This window comes from Streptomyces sp. NPDC001732 (assembly GCF_053596315.1).
Map to the genome: position 1 here is coordinate 13,974 of NZ_JBSFFY010000023.1, position 17,160 is coordinate 31,133.

General features: G+C 70.1%; 17 protein-coding genes and 1 pseudogene. 17 read left to right on the forward strand and 1 reads right to left on the reverse strand.

Annotated elements, in window-relative coordinates:
- The first annotated feature begins 37 nt into the window (after positions 1-37).
- The 5 genes and pseudogenes from dop to prcA all read left to right on the forward strand — a co-directional run bounded on the left by dop (position 38) and on the right by prcA (position 3,852).
- Positions 38-1,549: a depupylase/deamidase Dop gene (gene dop, locus ACWCXX_RS22125; RefSeq protein WP_451129731.1), complete on the forward strand. Its 1,512-nt coding sequence runs from the start codon at positions 38-40 to the stop codon at positions 1,547-1,549.
- Positions 1,550-1,670: 121 nt separating this feature from the next.
- On the forward strand, positions 1,671-1,889 hold the full coding sequence (locus ACWCXX_RS22130) for a ubiquitin-like protein Pup (protein WP_016325855.1): 219 nt from the start codon (positions 1,671-1,673) through the stop codon (positions 1,887-1,889).
- Between the two features lie 101 nt (positions 1,890-1,990).
- Positions 1,991-2,181 (forward strand): annotated as a pseudogene (locus tag ACWCXX_RS22135) (endonuclease domain-containing protein); the annotation flags it as partial.
- Positions 2,133-2,978, forward strand: a complete 846-nt coding sequence (prcB, locus tag ACWCXX_RS22140) for a proteasome subunit beta (RefSeq protein ID WP_451129733.1) — start codon at positions 2,133-2,135, stop codon at positions 2,976-2,978. The pseudogene ACWCXX_RS22135 and the gene prcB, both read left to right, overlap by 49 nt.
- Before the next feature lie 58 nt (positions 2,979-3,036).
- Entirely contained in the window at positions 3,037-3,852 is an 816-nt protein-coding gene (gene prcA / locus ACWCXX_RS22145; RefSeq protein WP_451129735.1) for a proteasome subunit alpha, read from the forward strand.
- A gap of 52 nt (positions 3,853-3,904) precedes the next feature.
- Here the strand turns inward: prcA and ACWCXX_RS22150 are convergent, their stop codons facing one another.
- The gene (locus ACWCXX_RS22150) at positions 3,905-4,930 is read right to left on the reverse strand and encodes a LacI family DNA-binding transcriptional regulator (RefSeq protein WP_451129737.1); all 1,026 of its coding nucleotides are present in this window, start codon (positions 4,928-4,930) and stop codon (positions 3,905-3,907) included.
- A 136-nt stretch (positions 4,931-5,066) separates the two neighbouring features.
- Between ACWCXX_RS22150 and ACWCXX_RS22155 the strand changes: the two genes are divergently transcribed.
- The 12 genes from ACWCXX_RS22155 to ACWCXX_RS22210 all read left to right on the forward strand — a co-directional run bounded on the left by ACWCXX_RS22155 (position 5,067) and on the right by ACWCXX_RS22210 (position 17,145).
- Positions 5,067-6,326 carry an MFS transporter gene (locus ACWCXX_RS22155; protein WP_451129739.1) on the forward strand — a complete coding sequence of 420 codons (1,260 nt, stop codon included), beginning with the start codon at positions 5,067-5,069 and terminating at the stop codon, positions 6,324-6,326.
- 9 nt (positions 6,327-6,335) lie between these two features.
- Complete coding sequence (gene pafA, locus ACWCXX_RS22160) at positions 6,336-7,697, forward strand: Pup--protein ligase (RefSeq protein WP_451129741.1); 1,362 nt, start codon at positions 6,336-6,338, stop codon at positions 7,695-7,697.
- 127 nt (positions 7,698-7,824) lie between these two features.
- Positions 7,825-8,778: an FKBP-type peptidyl-prolyl cis-trans isomerase gene (locus ACWCXX_RS22165; RefSeq protein ID WP_451129743.1), complete on the forward strand. Its 954-nt coding sequence runs from the start codon at positions 7,825-7,827 to the stop codon at positions 8,776-8,778.
- A gap of 43 nt (positions 8,779-8,821) precedes the next feature.
- Positions 8,822-9,196 (forward strand): FKBP-type peptidyl-prolyl cis-trans isomerase, encoded by a 375-nt coding sequence (locus tag ACWCXX_RS22170; RefSeq protein ID WP_451129745.1) that lies wholly within the window; start codon positions 8,822-8,824, stop codon positions 9,194-9,196.
- A 113-nt stretch (positions 9,197-9,309) separates the two neighbouring features.
- Entirely contained in the window at positions 9,310-10,263 is a 954-nt protein-coding gene (locus ACWCXX_RS22175) for a helix-turn-helix transcriptional regulator (protein WP_451129747.1), read from the forward strand.
- A gap of 15 nt (positions 10,264-10,278) precedes the next feature.
- Positions 10,279-11,235 (forward strand): helix-turn-helix transcriptional regulator, encoded by a 957-nt coding sequence (locus ACWCXX_RS22180; protein WP_451129749.1) that lies wholly within the window; start codon positions 10,279-10,281, stop codon positions 11,233-11,235.
- Between the two features lie 18 nt (positions 11,236-11,253).
- Positions 11,254-11,550 carry a hypothetical protein gene (locus tag ACWCXX_RS22185; RefSeq protein WP_451129751.1) on the forward strand — a complete coding sequence of 99 codons (297 nt, stop codon included), beginning with the start codon at positions 11,254-11,256 and terminating at the stop codon, positions 11,548-11,550.
- A gap of 19 nt (positions 11,551-11,569) precedes the next feature.
- A complete protein-coding gene (locus ACWCXX_RS22190) occupies positions 11,570-11,767 on the forward strand; it encodes a hypothetical protein (RefSeq protein WP_451129753.1) in 198 nt (65 codons plus the stop codon).
- A 262-nt stretch (positions 11,768-12,029) separates the two neighbouring features.
- On the forward strand, positions 12,030-12,323 hold the full coding sequence (gene tatA, locus ACWCXX_RS22195) for a Sec-independent protein translocase subunit TatA (RefSeq protein WP_451129755.1): 294 nt from the start codon (positions 12,030-12,032) through the stop codon (positions 12,321-12,323).
- 65 nt (positions 12,324-12,388) lie between these two features.
- On the forward strand, positions 12,389-13,339 hold the full coding sequence (tatC, locus tag ACWCXX_RS22200) for a twin-arginine translocase subunit TatC (protein ID WP_451129757.1): 951 nt from the start codon (positions 12,389-12,391) through the stop codon (positions 13,337-13,339).
- 17 nt (positions 13,340-13,356) lie between these two features.
- Entirely contained in the window at positions 13,357-14,265 is a 909-nt protein-coding gene (locus tag ACWCXX_RS22205; protein WP_451129759.1) for a diacylglycerol kinase, read from the forward strand.
- Between the two features lie 45 nt (positions 14,266-14,310).
- Positions 14,311-17,145: a DEAD/DEAH box helicase gene (locus ACWCXX_RS22210; protein ID WP_451129761.1), complete on the forward strand. Its 2,835-nt coding sequence runs from the start codon at positions 14,311-14,313 to the stop codon at positions 17,143-17,145.
- Positions 17,146-17,160: the final 15 nt, after the last annotated feature.

Here is a 17,160-nt window from a genome sequence, read left to right on the forward strand (position 1 = left end):
CCCCCCCAAGGGAGCGCCGCCGGGCAAGGAGGGCCGCATGACCGTACGGCGAGTAATGGGCATCGAGACGGAGTACGGGATCTCCGTCCCCGGCCACCCCAACGCCAATGCCATGCTCACCTCGTCCCAGATCGTCAACGCCTACGCGGCGGCGATGCACCGGGCGCGCCGCGCCCGCTGGGACTTCGAGGAGGAGAACCCGCTGCGGGACGCGCGAGGTTTCGACCTTGCACGCGAGTCCGCGGACTCCAGCCAGCTCACCGACGAGGACATCGGCCTGGCCAATGTCATCCTCACCAACGGTGCCCGCCTCTACGTCGACCACGCGCACCCGGAGTACAGCTCCCCGGAAGTCACCAATCCGCGGGACGCCGTCCTCTGGGACAAGGCCGGCGAACGGATCATGGCCGAGGCGGCCGAACGGGCGGCCCAGCTGCCCGGGGCCCAGCCCATCCACCTCTACAAGAACAACACCGACAACAAGGGCGCCTCGTACGGCACGCACGAGAACTACCTGATGAAGCGGGAGACGCCGTTCTCCGACATCGTGCGCCACCTGACCCCGTTCTTCGTCTCCCGCCAGGTGGTCACCGGGGCGGGCCGCGTGGGAATCAGCCAGGACGGCCACGAGCACGGCTTCCAGATCAGTCAGCGCGCCGACTACTTCGAGGTCGAGGTCGGCCTGGAGACCACCCTCAAGCGCCCCATCATCAACACCCGGGACGAGCCCCACGCCGACGCGGAGAAGTACCGCCGGCTCCATGTGATCATCGGCGACGCGAACCTCTCGGAGATCTCCACCTACCTCAAGCTCGGCACCACCGCCCTGGTCCTGTCCATGATCGAGGACGGCTTCATCAACGTGGACCTCGCGGTCGACCAGCCGGTGCGCACCCTGCACCACGTCTCCCACGACCCGGAACTGCAGTACCTCGTCACGCTGCGCAGTGGGCGCACCCTCACGGCGGTCCAGTTGCAGATGGAGTACTTCGAGCTGGGCCGCAAGTACGTCGAGGAGCGGTACGGGGCGGACGCCGACGAGCAGACCAAGGACGTCCTCACCCGCTGGGAGGACACCCTCAACCGGCTGGAGAACGACCCGATGAGCCTGTCCGGCGAGCTCGACTGGGTCGCCAAGCGGGAGCTCATGGAGGGCTACCGGCGCCGCGACGGCCTGGACTGGGACGCGGCGCGCCTGCACCTGGTGGACCTCCAGTACGCCGACGTGAGGGCCGAGAAGGGGCTCTACAACCGTCTGGCGGCCCGCGGGAAGATGAAGCGCCTGCTGGACGAGGGCGAGGTGGAGAAGGCCCGTACGAGGCCTCCGGAGGACACCAGGGCCTATTTCCGCGGCCGCTGCCTGGAGCAGTACGCCGACGACGTGGCCGCGGCCTCCTGGGACTCGGTCATCTTCGACCTGCAGGGGCACGACTCGTTGCAGCGGGTGCCCACCCTGGAGCCGCTCCGGGGGACCCGTGAGCACGTCAAGGAGCTCCTGGACCGCTGCCGCACGGCGGAGGAGCTCGTCCAGGTGCTGTCCGGCGGCTGAAAGGGCCGGGATCGGGGAATCATCGGGATGACCCCCGGACGTTGAGAGAAAGTACCGGGCCGATGTCGGAGCCCGTGGGTAGGGTCTGATCAAGTGCTTCGAACCGAGCGGGGTGAGCTATATGGCGACCAAGGACACCGGCGGCGGACAGCAGAAGGCGACGCGTTCCACCGAGGAGGTCGAGGAGCAGGCGCAGGACGCGCAGGCGTCCGAGGACCTCAAGGAGCGCCAGGAGAAGCTGAGCGACGACGTCGACTCGGTCCTGGACGAGATCGATGACGTGCTCGAGGAGAACGCCGAGGACTTCGTGCGTTCGTTCGTTCAAAAGGGCGGACAGTAGTTCACGGATGTGAACGCGGGGGAGTGGAGGGCGGTACGCGCGGTACGGGCCGGGTCGGCCCGTACCGCGCGGCCACAAGCGGCACCGCGAGCCGCACAGCTGCCCCCGCGGTTCATGTGGATCACCGCCACGGGACGGGTAGGGTCCGTGGCGTAACCGCATCAACTGCAATTCGGCCGTCGGCAAGTTGGGAGACGATCCCGACATCCGGTTCGGGGCCGTCGCTTACCTGGAGGGAAACGCGTGGAAGCCAACACTCGTAGCACCGGGCGTCTACCAGCTGCCTTCCTGACGCCGGGATCCTCTTCGTTCATGGACTTCCTGTCCGAGCACTCGCCGGAGATGCTCCCGGGCAACCGGAGCCTGCCGCCCCTCCAGGGGGCCGTCGAGGCGCCGCACGGGACGACCATCGTCGCGGTGACGTTCCCCGGCGGCGTGGTCCTGGCCGGTGACCGGCGGGCGACCATGGGCAACGTGATCGCACAGCGCGACATCGAGAAGGTCTTCCCGGCCGACGAGTACTCGTCGGTGGGCATCGCCGGCACGGCCGGACTGGCCGTGGAGATGGTCAAGCTGTTCCAGCTGGAGCTGGAGCACTTCGAGAAGGTCGAGGGTGCCCAGCTCTCGCTGGAGGGCAAGGCGAACCGGCTCTCCACGATGATCCGCAGCAATCTGGCGATGGCCATGCAGGGCCTCGCCGTCGTCCCGCTCTTCGCCGGCTTCGACATCGACCGGGAGAAGGGCCGGATCTTCTCGTACGACGTGACCGGCGGCCGTTCGGAGGAGCACGGGTACGCGGCCACCGGCTCCGGATCGGTCTTCGCCCGCAGCTCGATGAAGAAGCTCTACCGCGATGACCTGACGGAGCAGGAAGCGCTCACCCTGGTCGTGCAGGCGCTGTACGACGCGGCCGACGACGACTCGGCGACCGGCGGTCCGGACGTGGGGCGGCGGATCTACCCGATCGTCACCGTCATCACCGACGAGGGCTTCCGGAGGCTGGACGACGCGGAATCCTCCGAGATCGCCCGCTCGGTCCTCGAACGCCGGATGGAGCAGCCGGACGGCCCGCGCGCCGCGCTGCTCTGATCGTCGTTCCGCTGCCTCTTCGATGCTCTCGTCACTGACAGAAAGGGACGGATAACCGGTGTCGACGCCGTTCTATGTCTCACCCCAGCAGGCCATGGCCGACCGGGCGGAATACGCCCGGAAGGGCATCGCCCGTGGTCGCAGCCTGGTTGTGCTGCAGTATGCCGACGGCATTGTGTTCGTCGGCGAGAACCCGTCCCGCGCGCTGCACAAGTTCAGCGAGATCTACGACCGGATCGGCTTCGCCGCCGCCGGCAAGTACAACGAGTACGAGAACCTCCGCATCGGCGGTGTGCGCTACGCCGATCTGCGCGGATACACCTACGACCGCGACGACGTGACGGCCCGTGGGCTGGCCAACGTCTACGCGCAGACGCTGGGCACCATCTTCTCCAGCGCGGCCGAGAAGCCGTACGAGGTGGAGCTGGTGGTCGCCGAGGTGGGCACCGAGCCCGAGGGCGACCAGATCTACCGGCTGCCGCACGACGGCTCGATCGTCGACGAGCACGGCTCGGTCGCGGTCGGTGGCAACGCCGAGCAGATCAGCACCTTCCTGGACCAGCGGCACCGGGACGGGATGACGCTCGCCGAGGCGCTCAAGCTGGCGGTGCAGGCGCTGTCGCGCGATCCCAACGGCAGCGAGCGGGAGATCCCCGCCGAGCGGCTGGAGGTCGCGGTCCTGGACCGTACGAGGCCGCAGCAGCGGAAGTTCAAGCGGATCGTCGGGCGGCAGCTGGCGCGGCTGCTGGAGGCGGACGGCGGCTCCGCGCCGACGGACGCCCCCTCCGACGCCGAGGACGGGGCCGCCGCCGCCCCGACGGACACCACCGGATCCGCCGACTCCGGCGGGGACGTGGAGTCCTCCGAGAAGTAACCCGTCGCGGTGACGTCCGCCCCGGTCCGCCTCCCGGCGGGCCGGGGCGCCGTCATGGACGGACGGGCGCCGAGGAACCGCGGGCGACCAGACGCACCGGCAGACTGCCGGGCTCGACCGGCCGGTCGTCCAGGACCGCCAGCAGGGCGGCCATGCCGCGTTCGCCGACCTGCTCGGCGGGCAGCCGCACGGTGGTGAGTTCCGGCTCGACGGCCGTGGCCAGGGCCAGATCGTCGAAACCGGTGACCGAGAGGTCGCCGGGCACCCGCAGGCCGAGCCTGCGCGCGGCCTTGCAGGCACCCGCGGCGAGGATGTCGTCGTCGCAGACGACGGCGGTGGGCCGGGGGCCCGGGGCGGCGAGGGCCTGCTCGGCCGCCGTGCGGCCCGCGTGCACGTCGAGCGCCGCGGTGACCGTCCGCACGGAGGTGCCGGGAGCCGTCCGCAAGGTCTCGTGCAGCGCCCGGCCGCGCACCACGAAGGTCCAGGAGTCGACCGCCGAGGCGAGGTGGACGAAGCGGCGGTGGCCGAGGGCGAGCAGGTGCTCCGCCACCTGCCGCATGCCGTCGGCGACGTCGGGATTGACATGGGCCGCGGCCCCGCCGTCCGCCGGGTCGCTGTCGAGCATCACCAGCGGCAGGGCCGCTCCGCGCAGCGCGTCGAGGGTGCCGGCGGCCATGGAGGACGCGATCACGCCGTCCAGGGAGGCGCTCGCCGAGGCGAAGGGATCCCGGGCCGGGCCGGTGCCCTCGGGGGACGGGTAGAGAACGACCCCGAAATCGTGTTCGGCGGCTACCGCGGCGGCCCCCGTGTAGACGCGCGCGAAGAATTCGTTGGTGAGCGCGGGGACGACCAGCAGCGCGGTCCTGGTGCGGCCGAGGCGGAGATTGCGGGCGGCGAGATTGGGGCGGTAGCCGAGCCCGTGGGCGGTGTGCCGCACGCGCTCCGCGGTGGTCGCGGAGACCCGGCCCCGCCACTTGCCGCCGAGCACGAGGGAGACGGTGGCCTGCGAGACGCCTGCGGCCCGAGCGACGTCACGGCTGGTGGGCCGGGCCGGTGCGGGCTGTGGTGCGCTGGTCACTCGGGCCTCCGGGCCGCTCGGGGCAGGTGCTGTGCGGTGGACCTGCGGACTGGGCACATGGTACGTATGAACCTCGACGTTATACGTAAAACCTCTGGGTGGCCGAAGTGCACCCGAGGGAGAGGGGCGACGGAACATGGCCGCGGGATATCTGGACCTCCTCCGGGCGAGACATGCCGCGCGGCTGCTGGCGGGGACCCTGGTGGGACGACTGCCGAACGCCACCGCCCCCGTCGCGATCGTGCTCTTCACCCGCGCCGAGGGCGGCAGCTACGCCCTCGCCGGAGCGCTCGCGGCCGTGTACGGGCTGGCCACCGCCGTCGGCCAGCCGCTGCTGGGCCGCGCCGTGGATCTGTACGGCCAGCCGCGCGTCCAGCTCCCGGCCGCCGCGGTGTCGGCGCTCGGCATGGCCCTGCTGGCCCTGGCGGGCCTGGAACCGCTGCCCCTGGCCTACGCGGCGGTGGCGGTGGCCGGGGTCTTCACCCCGCCGCTGGAGGGCGGCCTGCGGGCCCTGTGGCCGAGCGTTCTGGGCGGCGAGGACCGGGTGCACCGGGCGTACGCGATGGACGCCGCCGCCCAGGAGGTCATGTTCACCGTGGGCCCGCTCCTGGTGACATTGCTCGTCTCCCTCTGGTCGCCCGCCGTCGCCCTGCTCGTCATCAATGCGCTGGGAGTGCTGGGGGCGCTCTCCGTCGTCCTGTCCGAACCGTCCCGGACCTGGCGCTCCGCGCCCCGCGAGGCGCACTGGCTGGGCGCGCTGCGCTCGCCGGGGCTGCTGGTGCTGCTCGGCTCGTTCTTCTTCGTCGGACTCGCGCTGGGCTCGATCACGGTGGCCGGGGTGGCCTACGCCGACGACCACGGGAGCGATTCGGTGTACGGCTGGCTGATGGCCGCGCTCGGGCTGGGCGCCCTGATCGGCGGCGCGGTGTACGGGGCGCGGCAGTGGGCCGGGGCCCCGGAGCGCCGGCTGCGGGTCATCGTGGCCCTGCTGGCGCTGGGCTATCTGCCGCTGGTGCTGACACCGGGCGTGGTCGCCATGACCGCACTGGCGGCACTGGCCGGGGTCTTCCTGGCCCCCGCGATCGCCTGCTCGTTCATCGTGGTCGACCGGCACGCCCCGCAGGGCACCGTGACCGAGGCGTTCTCCTGGCTGGTGACGACCTTCGGGGTCGGTGCCGCGGCGGGAACGGCCCTGGCGGGTCCGGCCGTCGAGCTGGGCGGCACGGCGTGGAGTTTCGCCGTCGCTGCGGCCGGTGGAGTGGCGGCACTCCTCGTTCTGCTGACCACCGGACGGGTACTGGCAGTTCCCGGCCGCACCGCCGTTGCAGTACGGGGATCGGAAAATGATCGAAACGGTGCTGTCGAACCCGGTTTCAGCTCAGGCCATCAGGCGTAATGTTCAGTCATGGACCGCCGCATTTTCGGGCTGGAGAACGAGTACGGCGTCACGTGCACGTTCAGGGGACAGCGCCGACTGTCCCCTGATGAAGTGGCGCGCTACCTCTTCCGCCGTGTTGTGTCATGGGGCCGCAGCAGCAATGTCTTTCTGCGGAACGGCGCCCGCCTCTACCTCGACGTGGGATCGCATCCGGAATATGCAACCCCCGAATGCGACAACCTGACCGAACTGGTCACTCACGACAAGGCCGGTGAGCGCATTCTCGAAGGCCTGCTCGTCGACGCCGAACGCCGCCTGCACGAGGAGGGAATCGCGGGCGACGTCTATCTCTTCAAGAACAACACCGACTCTGCGGGGAATTCCTACGGCTGCCACGAGAACTATCTGGTGGCGCGACACGGCGAATTCTCCCGGCTCGCGGACATCCTCATTCCCTTCCTCGTCACCAGGCAGCTGATCTGCGGCGCGGGCAAGGTGCTGCAGACCCCCCGGGGCGCCGTCTACTGCGTCAGCCAGCGTGCCGAGCACATCTGGGAGGGCGTCAGTTCCGCGACCACGCGTTCCCGTCCGATCATCAACACGCGGGACGAACCGCACGCGGACGCGGAGCGGTACCGCCGCCTCCACGTCATCGTCGGTGACTCCAACATGTCCGAGACGACCATGCTGCTCAAGGTCGGCGCGACCGACCTGGTGCTCCGCATGATCGAAGCGGGCACGGTGATGCGGGACCTGACGCTGGAGAACCCCATCCGGGCGATCCGCGAGGTCAGCCACGACACCACCGGACAGCGCAAGGTGCGCCTTGCCAGCGGCCGGGAGGCGTCCGCCATCGAGGTGCAGCGCGAGTACTACGAGAAGGCCGTCGACTTCGTCGACCGCCGTGGCATCCGCACCGGGACGGTCGCCCAGGTCCTGGAGCTCTGGGGCCGTACGCTCGACGCCATCGAGACCGAGGAGCTCGACCGGATCGAGACCGAGATCGACTGGGTGATGAAGTACAAGCTCATCGAGCGGTACCGGGCCAAGCACAACATGACCATGTCGCATCCGCGGGTCGCCCAGATAGACCTCGCGTACCACGACATCCACCGTCGTCGCGGTCTGTACTACCTGCTGGAGCGCAAGGGGCAGGCCGCCCGCGTCTGCAACGACCTGAAGATCTTCGAGGGCAAGTCCGTGCCCCCGCAGACGACCAGGGCGCGGCTGCGCGGCGACTTCATCCGCAGGGCGCAGGAACAGCGGCGGGACTTCACCGTCGACTGGGTGCACCTCAAGCTCAACGACCAGGCGCAGCGCACGGTGTTGTGCAAGGACCCGTTCCGCTCGGTGGACGACCGTGTCGAGAAGCTGATCGCGGGTATGTGACCCGGCGCAGGACGATCCCGGCCGACGACGCGGCGCAGGGCCCCGTACGTTCCTCGTACGGGGCCCTGCGTACGCCCTAGAGTGTCGGGGACCCAATCAAACGTGCCGTCTGAGATCTGAGGAACCAGTGCGCCGACTTGCCGGCCTTCTCGTCGTCCCCCTGTTGCTGCTGACAGCGGCCTGCGGTGGCGAGAAGGGCCCCGCTTCCGATTCAGTTTCCGCTTCCGCCCCCTCGAAGGACGGGTTCCCCGCGATCACCGCGGGCGCGAAGTTCGGGGAGAAGCCCACCCTGGCCAAGGGCACGGGCAACCCGCCCAAGGAGCTGAAGACCAGAGTCGTCAGCAAGGGCGACGGCGCCACCCTCAAGAACGGCGACGCGATCCAGGTCAATTACCTCGGCCAGTCCTGGGACTCGGACAAGCCGTTCGACAACAGCTTCGACCGCAAGCAGCCGTTCGACCTGACCCTCGGCGCCGGCATGGTCATCCAGGGCTGGGACAAGGGCCTCGTCGGCCAGAAGGTCGGCAGCCGGGTCCAGCTGGTCATCCCGCCGGACCTCGGTTACGGCGCCCAGGGCCAGGGCGACATCAAGCCCAACGCCACCCTCGTCTTCGTCGTCGACGTGCTGAAGGCGACGCAGATCCCGGCCTCCGCCAAGGGCACCGAGGTCGCCCAGGAGAACATCGACCTCCCGAAGGTCGGCACCAACACGGACGGCAAGGCCCCCAAGGTCACCATCCCGACCAAGAGCGAACCGCCGACGAAGCTGGTCTCCAACTACATCCTGGAGTCCAAGGGCGATGTGGTGAAGGACACCGACAGTGTCGTCGTGAACTACGTGGGCCTGCTGTGGAAGGACGGCAAGACCTTCGACAGCACCTACGAGGCGGGCAAGACGCAGACCTTCCCGCTGGCCCAGGTCACCCTGAAGGGCCTGAAGAACGGCCTGGTCGGCAAGAAGATCGGCAGCCGGGTGCTCCTCGTCATCCCGCCGGACCAGGGCTTCGGCGACAAGGCGCAGCAGACCATCCCCGCCAAGTCCACCCTGGTCTTCGCGGTGGACCTGCTGGCGAAGATGTAAGACTGTCCCGGTTGCCCAGTTCATCATCAAGAGGAGCAAGTCAGTGAGCATCGAGAAGCCCGAGATCGACTTCCCGGGTGGCGAGCCGCCGGCCGAGCTGGAGATCAAGGACATCTGGGAGGGCGACGGCGCGGTTGCCAAGGCGGGCGCCACCGTCTCCGTCCACTACGTGGGCGTGGCCTTCTCCACCGGCGAGGAGTTCGACGCCTCCTGGAACCGCGGCACTCCGCTGCAGTTCCAGCTCGGTGCCGGTCAGGTCATCGCCGGCTGGGACCAGGGCGTGCAGGGCATGAAGGTCGGCGGCCGTCGTCAGCTGACCATCCCCGCGCACCTCGCGTACGGCGACCGCGGCGCCGGTGGCGGCCGCATCGCGCCCGGCGAGACGCTGATCTTCGTCTGCGACCTGGTCGCCGTCTGATCCGCATCCGTGCGTTGCGAGGGCCCGTGCCGCGAGGCACGGGCCCTCGCTTTTGTCCGGACACCGCGGAGCGGTACGGTCGACCGTCGTAGAGCGAAACAGAAAGGGCGCCGATGGCGATTGCCAAGGCCGAGCGGCTGATGAACCTGGCGCTGTGCCTGCTGGGGACCCGCCGCCCGCTCAGCAAGCGCGAGCTGCGCGGGTCCATCGAGGCCTACCTGGAAGCGGCCTCCGACGACGCCTTCAACCGGATGTTCGAACGCGACAAGGACGATCTGCGCGAGCTCGGTCTGGTCATCGAGACCGTGGAGAACCTGGACGGCGACACCGGTTACCTCGCCCGCCGCGACAGCAACCGGCTGCCCCCGATCACGCTGGACGCCGAGGAGGCCGCCGCGCTCGGACTGGCCGCCAAGGTCTGGCAGCAGGCCCGGCTGGCCGGTGCCGCCAGCGGCGCGCTGCAGAAGCTGCGGGCCGCCGGCATGCCGGAGACCGAGGACACGTACGAGGTGCACAGCGCCCTCGAACCGCGCATCCCCGTTCACGAGGCGGCGTTCGAACCGCTGATGCTGGCCTGCCGGGACCGTCGCCCGGTGATCTTCGACTACCGCAAGGGCAACGCGGCCAGGTCCGAACAGCGCCATGTCGAACCGTGGACGCTGGAGTGCTGGCGCGGCCACTGGTACCTGGCCGGCTGGGACCGCGACCGCGGGGCCGAGCGGGTGTTCCGGCTCTCCCGGATCACCGGCCGGGTCCGCTCCCGGGCCGGGACGTTCACCCGGGAGGTGCCCGACGTGGTCACCGTCCGCGAGACCGTCGAGAGCTGGGCGGGGGAGACGGCGACCAGGACCGCACTGATCAGGCTGCGCACCGGCGCCGGCTACCCGCTGCGCTCCCGCGCCGTGTCGGTCCGGGAACTCGGGAACGGGTGGGACGAGTTGGAGATTCCGTACGGACACGGCCTGGACGCCTGGCTCGTCGAGTTCGGCCCGGACGTCGTCGTGGAGGAGCCCGCCGATCTGCGGGCCGACGTGATGGAGCGGCTGCGCGCCGTGGCCGAGGACTGAGGGAGGACCGTATTCATGGCGACGAACGCGATCGACCAGACCCGCCGGATGCTCTCCCTGGTGACGTACCTGCGCGAGCGTCCCGGCGCCCACGTCCAGGACGTGGCCCGCGCCTTCGGGATCACCGAGGACGAGCTGATCTCGGACCTCGACGTACTGCCCATGTGCGGGACGAGCTTCCGCGGCGGGGACCTGCTGGACATCGACACCGACGGCGAACGCATCTGGTGGCACAACCCGGACGACGTCGCCGCACCGCTGCGGCTCGCCGCCGACGAGGCGACGGCGCTCCTGGTGGCCGCCCGCGCCGTGGCCACGCTGCCGGGGCTGCGCGAGAGCGACCGGCAGGCGCTGCTGCGGGCCACCGCGAAGCTGGAGACCGCGGCCGGCGAGACGGGCGCGGCGAGCTCCCGGCTCTCGGTCACCTTCGAGTCGGAGGGCGGCGTCTTCGCCGACGTCGACCGGGCGATCTCCGAGCGGCGCCGGCTCTGGCTGCGGTACTACTCGCCCGCCCGCGACGAGCTCACCGAGCGCGAGGTGGACCCGATCCGGCTGTTCGCCGTGGGGCACACGTACATGGAGGCCTGGTGCCGGTCCTCCGAGGACCGGCGCACCTTCCGGCTCGACCGGGTGGCCGAGATCCGGCTCCTCGACGAACCGGCCGCCCCGCCCGAGCTCGAACTGCGGGACCTGTCCGAAGGGCTCGTCCACCCGGCGGCCGAGGACCCCGAGGTCGTGGTCGAGGTGGGCCCCGGCGGACGGTGGGTCGCCGAGTACTACCCGCACGACAGCGCACAGGAACTCCCCGACGGCGGGCTGCGCATCACCCTGCGCACCCCCGATCCGGCCTCGCTGCGCAGGCTCGCACTGCGGCTGGGCGGGGAGGGCCGCATCGTCTCCCCGCCGGAACTGGCGCAGAGCGCGCGGGAGGCGGCCCGTGCTGCGCTCGCCGCGTACGACGGTCCGGCCTGAGCGGATACCGAGGGAGATATGAGTCGTATGTCTGTGATGTCGGATGTGTCGACCGTGGTGGTGCCCGAATCCGTACGGTTCAAGGCCGCCTGCCCGGACTGCCGCGAACGGTTCGAGCTGGCGGCGGGCGCCCTGCGCCTCGCCGTCGGCGCCAGCCGCCGCACGACGTTCTACTCCTTCACCTGCCCCCGGTGCGGCACGGCCGTGCGCAAGCCCGCGGGGGAGCGGATAGTCGAGCTCCTCAGCCGGGGCGGAGTGCGGACGCTGCGCCTCCACGCCGGCGCCCCGACCCCTTCCACGCCGTCGGACACCTAGACACAACGAGGCTCTGCGCATGTTCTGGCCCATGCTCGCCATCGCCCTGGGATTTCTCGGCCTCGCCGTCCTCGGCGTGCTGGCCGTCAAGGTCTTCGTCGAGGCCCAGCGCCTCGGGCGCCAGGTGACGCTGACCACCCAGCGCATCAACCGCGCCGCGGAGGACCTCGAAAGGGCGGCGACGAACCTCGCGGCCACCGGTGAGGCACTGCGTTAGCGGATGCCCCTCCTTTGGGGCCATTCGCCCGGTGAGCAGGGCGGATCGATCGGAGCGGGCGTGGCCTCCAGTTTCTCGGGCCGGAGGGGTACGCTGCTGAAGCGGCCCCGAGAGCGAGGCATGGGCCGTAATCGCGAGGATGCGTGGGTATTGCCCTGCGTTTACTCCTGCGGGATACGATCGCTGACAGTACGAAGGTCGGACGTCCGTCCGAGGTTCGATCCGCCCCACCCCTGCTGCCTCGGTGAGAAGGTACACGCGTATGTTCGGAAAGCTCGGCGCTCCCGAGATCATCCTGATTCTCGTCGTCGTTATTCTGCTGTTCGGCGCGAAGAAGCTTCCTGACATGGCTCGCTCGCTCGGCAAGTCGGCCCGCATCCTCAAGAGCGAGGCCAAGGCGATGAAGTCCGAGAGCGGACCGTCGGCGACCCCGGCCGAGCCGGCCGCCAACGACGCGTCCCAGGACCAGACCGCCCAGCGCACGATCAAGGCCGCCCCCGGCGACGTGACCAGCTCGCGTCCGGTCGCGGAGCCGACCGACTCGACCAAGCGCTGACAAGAAACGGGCCGACGCAGGCGCCCTGATGGGTGAGGGCCTGCTGCACGAGATGAGGACGTGGGTTGCTCAAGTCTGCCCGCAAGCAGGAGACGGACCCAGAGGGCCGCATGCCCCTGGTGGAGCACCTGCGTGAGCTGCGTAACCGGCTGGCCAAGGGGTTGCTCGGGATCGTCGTCGTCACGATCGTGGCCGCGTTCTTCTACAAGGAGATCATCGAAGTCTTCACCAACCCCGTACTGAAGTCGGTCGGTTGTGAATCCAGCTTCGCCGAACTCGCGAAGAAGGAAGACGGCACCTGTGCGCGTATCGTCCTGAACGGTCTGCTCACCCCCTTCACCCTCGCCCTCAAGGTCTCCTTGATGGCGGGCATCACCCTGTCCTCACCGCTCTGGCTCTACCAGCTGTGGGCGTTCGTCGCCCCGGGGCTGCACAAGCACGAGAAGAAGTACTCCCTCGCCTTCGTCGGCGCGGGCTTCCCGCTCTTCCTCGCGGGCGGTTTCTTCGCGTACAAGACCCTGCCCACGATGTCCCGGGTGCTGCTGGAGTTCTCGCCGGACGACCTCGACAACCAGCTCCCGCTGGACGAACTGCTGGACCTGATCACGCGCATGGTCGTGGTCTTCGGTCTCTCCTTCGAACTGCCCCTGCTGCTCGTCATGCTGAACTTCGGCGGGGTCATCACCGGCAAGCGGATGCTGGGTTGGTGGCGGGGCATGATCATGGGCATCACGGTCTTCGCCGCGGTGGCCACCCCCAGCACGGACCCGGTGAGCATGCTGGGGCTCGCCGTACCGATCTGGGTGCTCTACTTCGTGGCCACGGCGATCGCGCTCCTCAACGACCGCCGCAAGGCGCGGATCGAGGCGGCGGGACCGGCCGACGACGAGGCGTCGGACCTGGACCTCACGCCCGAGGACATCGGTGAGATCGAACCGGTCTCCTCCCCCCGGTCGTTGCCCTCGCAGGCGAACTCGGACCGTGACCGGCTGAACGGTTACGACGACATCACCTGACCTTGTAGGGTCCCCGGGTGACCAGCGAGATCACCCTTTTCGTCAATCCCACCGCGGGAAGCGGCCGGGGCGCGCGTGCCGCGCAGCCGGCCGCTTCCGCGTTGCGGGACGCCGGATTCTCCGTCCGCACCGTTCTCGGCGAGGACGCCGACGACGCCCTGCGACGGGCCCGCCGGGCCGTCGAGGACGGGACCGGCGCACTGGTCGCGGTGGGCGGGGACGGCATGATGTCCCTCGCCCTGCAGGCCGTCGCCGGGACCCGGACCCCGCTCGGGATCGTCGCCGTCGGCACCGGGAACGACTTCGCCCGTGCGCTCGGGATGCCGATACGGGACCCGGCCGCCGCCGGACGGCTGGCCGCCGAACTGCTCAAGGGCGGCGCCTTCCGGGAGATCGACCTCGGCCGGGTCGGCGAGCGGTGGTTCGGCTCCGTGCTCGCCTCCGGTTTCGACTCCCGGGTCAACGACCGCGGCAACCGGATGCGCTGGGTCGGCGGACGGTTCAAGTACGACCTCGCGATCCTCGCCGAACTCGCCGCGTTCAAGCCCATCCCGTACCGGATCAGGCTGGACGGCGGCCCCGTGCGGGAGATCGAGGCCACCCTCGTCGCGGTGGGCAACGGCTCGACGTACGGCGGGGGGATGCGGATCTGTGCGGACGCCGTCATGGACGACGGGCTGTTCGACGTGACCGTCGTCGGGGACTGCAGCCGCACCACCCTGCTCAAGGTCTTTCCCCGTGTCTACCGGGGGACGCACCTCGACCACCCCAAGGTCACCGTGCACCGGGTCTCCTCCATCGAGCTGGCCGCGGCCGGTGTCACCGCCTACGCGGACGGGGAACAGCTCGGGGCGCTGCCGCTCACCGCACACTGCGTGCCGGGCGCGGCGCTGGTGCTCGCACCGGGTTCCTCCGGCGGGATTTAAAGATCGCGCCTGCTGTCGGAGGTGGCGGGTAGGCTCGAAAGCACGATGACAGAGGACCTCTCACCAGCTGAGCGATACCAGGCTTCTCGGATCCGTGCCGCCGAGCAGGCCACCGCACTCGCGCCCTTCCGCGAGCTGTACGAATTCGATCTGGATCCCTACCAGATCGAGGCCTGTGAGGCCCTGGAGGCAGGCAAGGGCGTACTCGTCGCCGCCCCGACGGGGTCGGGCAAGACGATCGTCGGTGAATTCGCCGTGCACCTCGCCCTCGCGCAGGGCCGCAAGTGCTTCTACACCACGCCCATCAAGGCCCTGTCCAACCAGAAGTTCACCGATCTGGTCAAGCGGTACGGACCGGAGAAGGTCGGCCTGCTGACGGGCGACAACAGCGTCAACGCCGATGCCCCCGTGGTCGTCATGACCACCGAGGTGCTGCGGAACATGCTGTACGCGGGCTCGCAGGCGCTGCGCGGTCTCGGCCACGTGGTGATGGACGAGGTGCACTACCTCTCCGACCGTTTCCGGGGCGCCGTCTGGGAGGAAGTGATCATCCATCTCCCGGACTCCGTGACCCTGGTGTCGCTGTCGGCGACGGTGTCCAACGCCGAGGAGTTCGGTGACTGGCTGGACACCGTCCGTGGTGACACCCAGGTGATCGTCTCCGAGCACCGGCCCGTGCCGCTCTGGCAGCACGTGCTGGCGGGCCGCCGGATGTACGACCTCTTCGAGGAGGAGACCGACCACGGCGGCCGGGGCACCGGACGCCGCGAGGTCAACCCCGATCTCGTCCGGCTGGCCCGGATGGAGAACCAGCGGGGGTACAACCCGCGCGAGCGCCGTCGCGGCAAGATGGTGCGCGAGGCGGACCGGGAGCGCGAGCGGCGCCAGCGCAGCCGGATCTGGACCCCGGCCAGGCCCGAGGTCATCGACCGGCTGGACGCCGAAGGGCTGCTCCCCGCCATCACGTTCATCTTCAGCCGGGCCGGCTGCGAGGCCGCCGTGCAGCAGTGCCTGCACGCCGGACTGCGGCTCAACGACGAGGAGAAGCGGCGCCTGGTCCGCGAGATCGTCGAGGAGCGGACGGCCTCCATTCCCGGCGAGGACCTCCACGTCCTGGGCTACTACGAGTGGCTCGAAGGGCTGGAGCGGGGCATCGCTGCCCACCACGCGGGCATGCTGCCGACGTTCAAGGAAGTCGTGGAGGAACTCTTCGTGCGCGGCCTCGTCAAGGCCGTCTTCGCCACGGAGACCCTCGCCCTCGGCATCAACATGCCCGCGCGCTCGGTGGTGCTGGAGAAGCTCGTCAAGTGGAACGGCGAGCAGCACGCCGACATCACCCCCGGCGAGTACACCCAGCTGACCGGGCGGGCCGGGCGGCGCGGCATCGACGTCGAGGGCCACGCCGTGGTGCTGTGGCAGCGCGGCATGGACCCGGGGGCGCTGGCCGGACTGGCGGGCACCCGCACGTACCCGCTGCGCTCCAGCTTCCGGCCCTCGTACAACATGGCCGTCAACCTGGTGCAGCAGTTCGGGCGGCACCGCTCGCGCGAACTGCTGGAGACCTCCTTCGCGCAGTTCCAGGCGGACCGGTCGGTGGTCGGCATCTCCCGCCAGGTCCAGAAGAACGAGGAGGGGCTGGCGGGCTACCGGGAGGGCATGACCTGTCACCTCGGCGACTTCGAGGAGTACGCGCGGCTGCGCCGCGACCTCAAGGACCGGGAGACGGAACTGGCCAAGCAGGGCGCGGTGCAGCGGCGGGCCGCCGCTGCGGCGTCGCTGGAGAAGCTCAAGCCCGGCGACATCATCCATGTGCCCACCGGCAAGTTCGCCGGGCTGGCGCTGGTCCTCGACCCGGGGCTGCCCGCCGGGCGCACCAACGGGCACGGCCACCGCGGGCTCGAATACCACGACGGGCCCAGGCCGTTGGTGCTGACGGCCGAGCGGCAGGTCAAGCGACTCGCCTCGATCGACTTCCCGGTGCCGGTGGAGGCGCTGGAGCGGATGCGGGTGCCGAAGTCGTTCAACCCGCGCTCGCCGCAGTCGCGCCGCGACCTGGCCTCCACGCTGCGGACCAAGGCCGGGCACATCGTGCCGGATCGGCACCGCAAGGGGCGCTCCGTCGCGGCCGACGACCGGGAGATCGCCCGCTACCGGGCGGAGTTGCGGGCGCACCCCTGCCACGGGTGCGACGAGCGCGAGGACCATGCGCGGTGGGCCGAGCGCTACCACCGGCTGCAGCGCGACACGAGGCAGCTGGAGCGGCGGATCGAGGGACGGACGAACACCATCGCCCGCACCTTCGACCGGATCGTCGCGCTGCTCACCGAGCTCGACTACCTGCGGGGCAACGAGGTCACCGAGCACGGGCGCCGCCTCGCGCGGCTCTACGGCGAACTGGACCTGCTGGCGAGCGAATGTCTGCGGGCCGGGGTGTGGGAGGGCCTGAACCCCGCCGAACTCGCGGCGTGCGTCTCGGCGTTGGTGTTCGAGGCGCGGCAGGTCGACGACGCGGTGGCGCCCAAGCTGCCCTCGGGCCCGGCGAAGACCGCGCTGGGCGAGATGGTCCGGATCTGGGGGCGACTGGACGCCCTGGAGGAGGAATTCAAGATCAACCAGGCGGAGGGGGTCGGGCAGCGCGAGCCCGACCTGGGGTTCGCCTGGGCGGTCTACATGTGGGCGTCGGGCCGGACGCTGGACGAAGTGCTGGGCGAGGCGGACATGCCCGCGGGGGACTTCGTGCGGTGGTGCAAGCAGGTGATCGACGTGCTGGGGCAGATCGCGGCCGCCGCGCCGAGGGAGGGGAGCTCCGTGGCGCGCAGCGCGCACAAGGCGGTGGACGCGGTGCTGCGGGGGGTCGTGGCGTACAGCTCCGTCGGCTGAGGTTTCCCCGCGGGG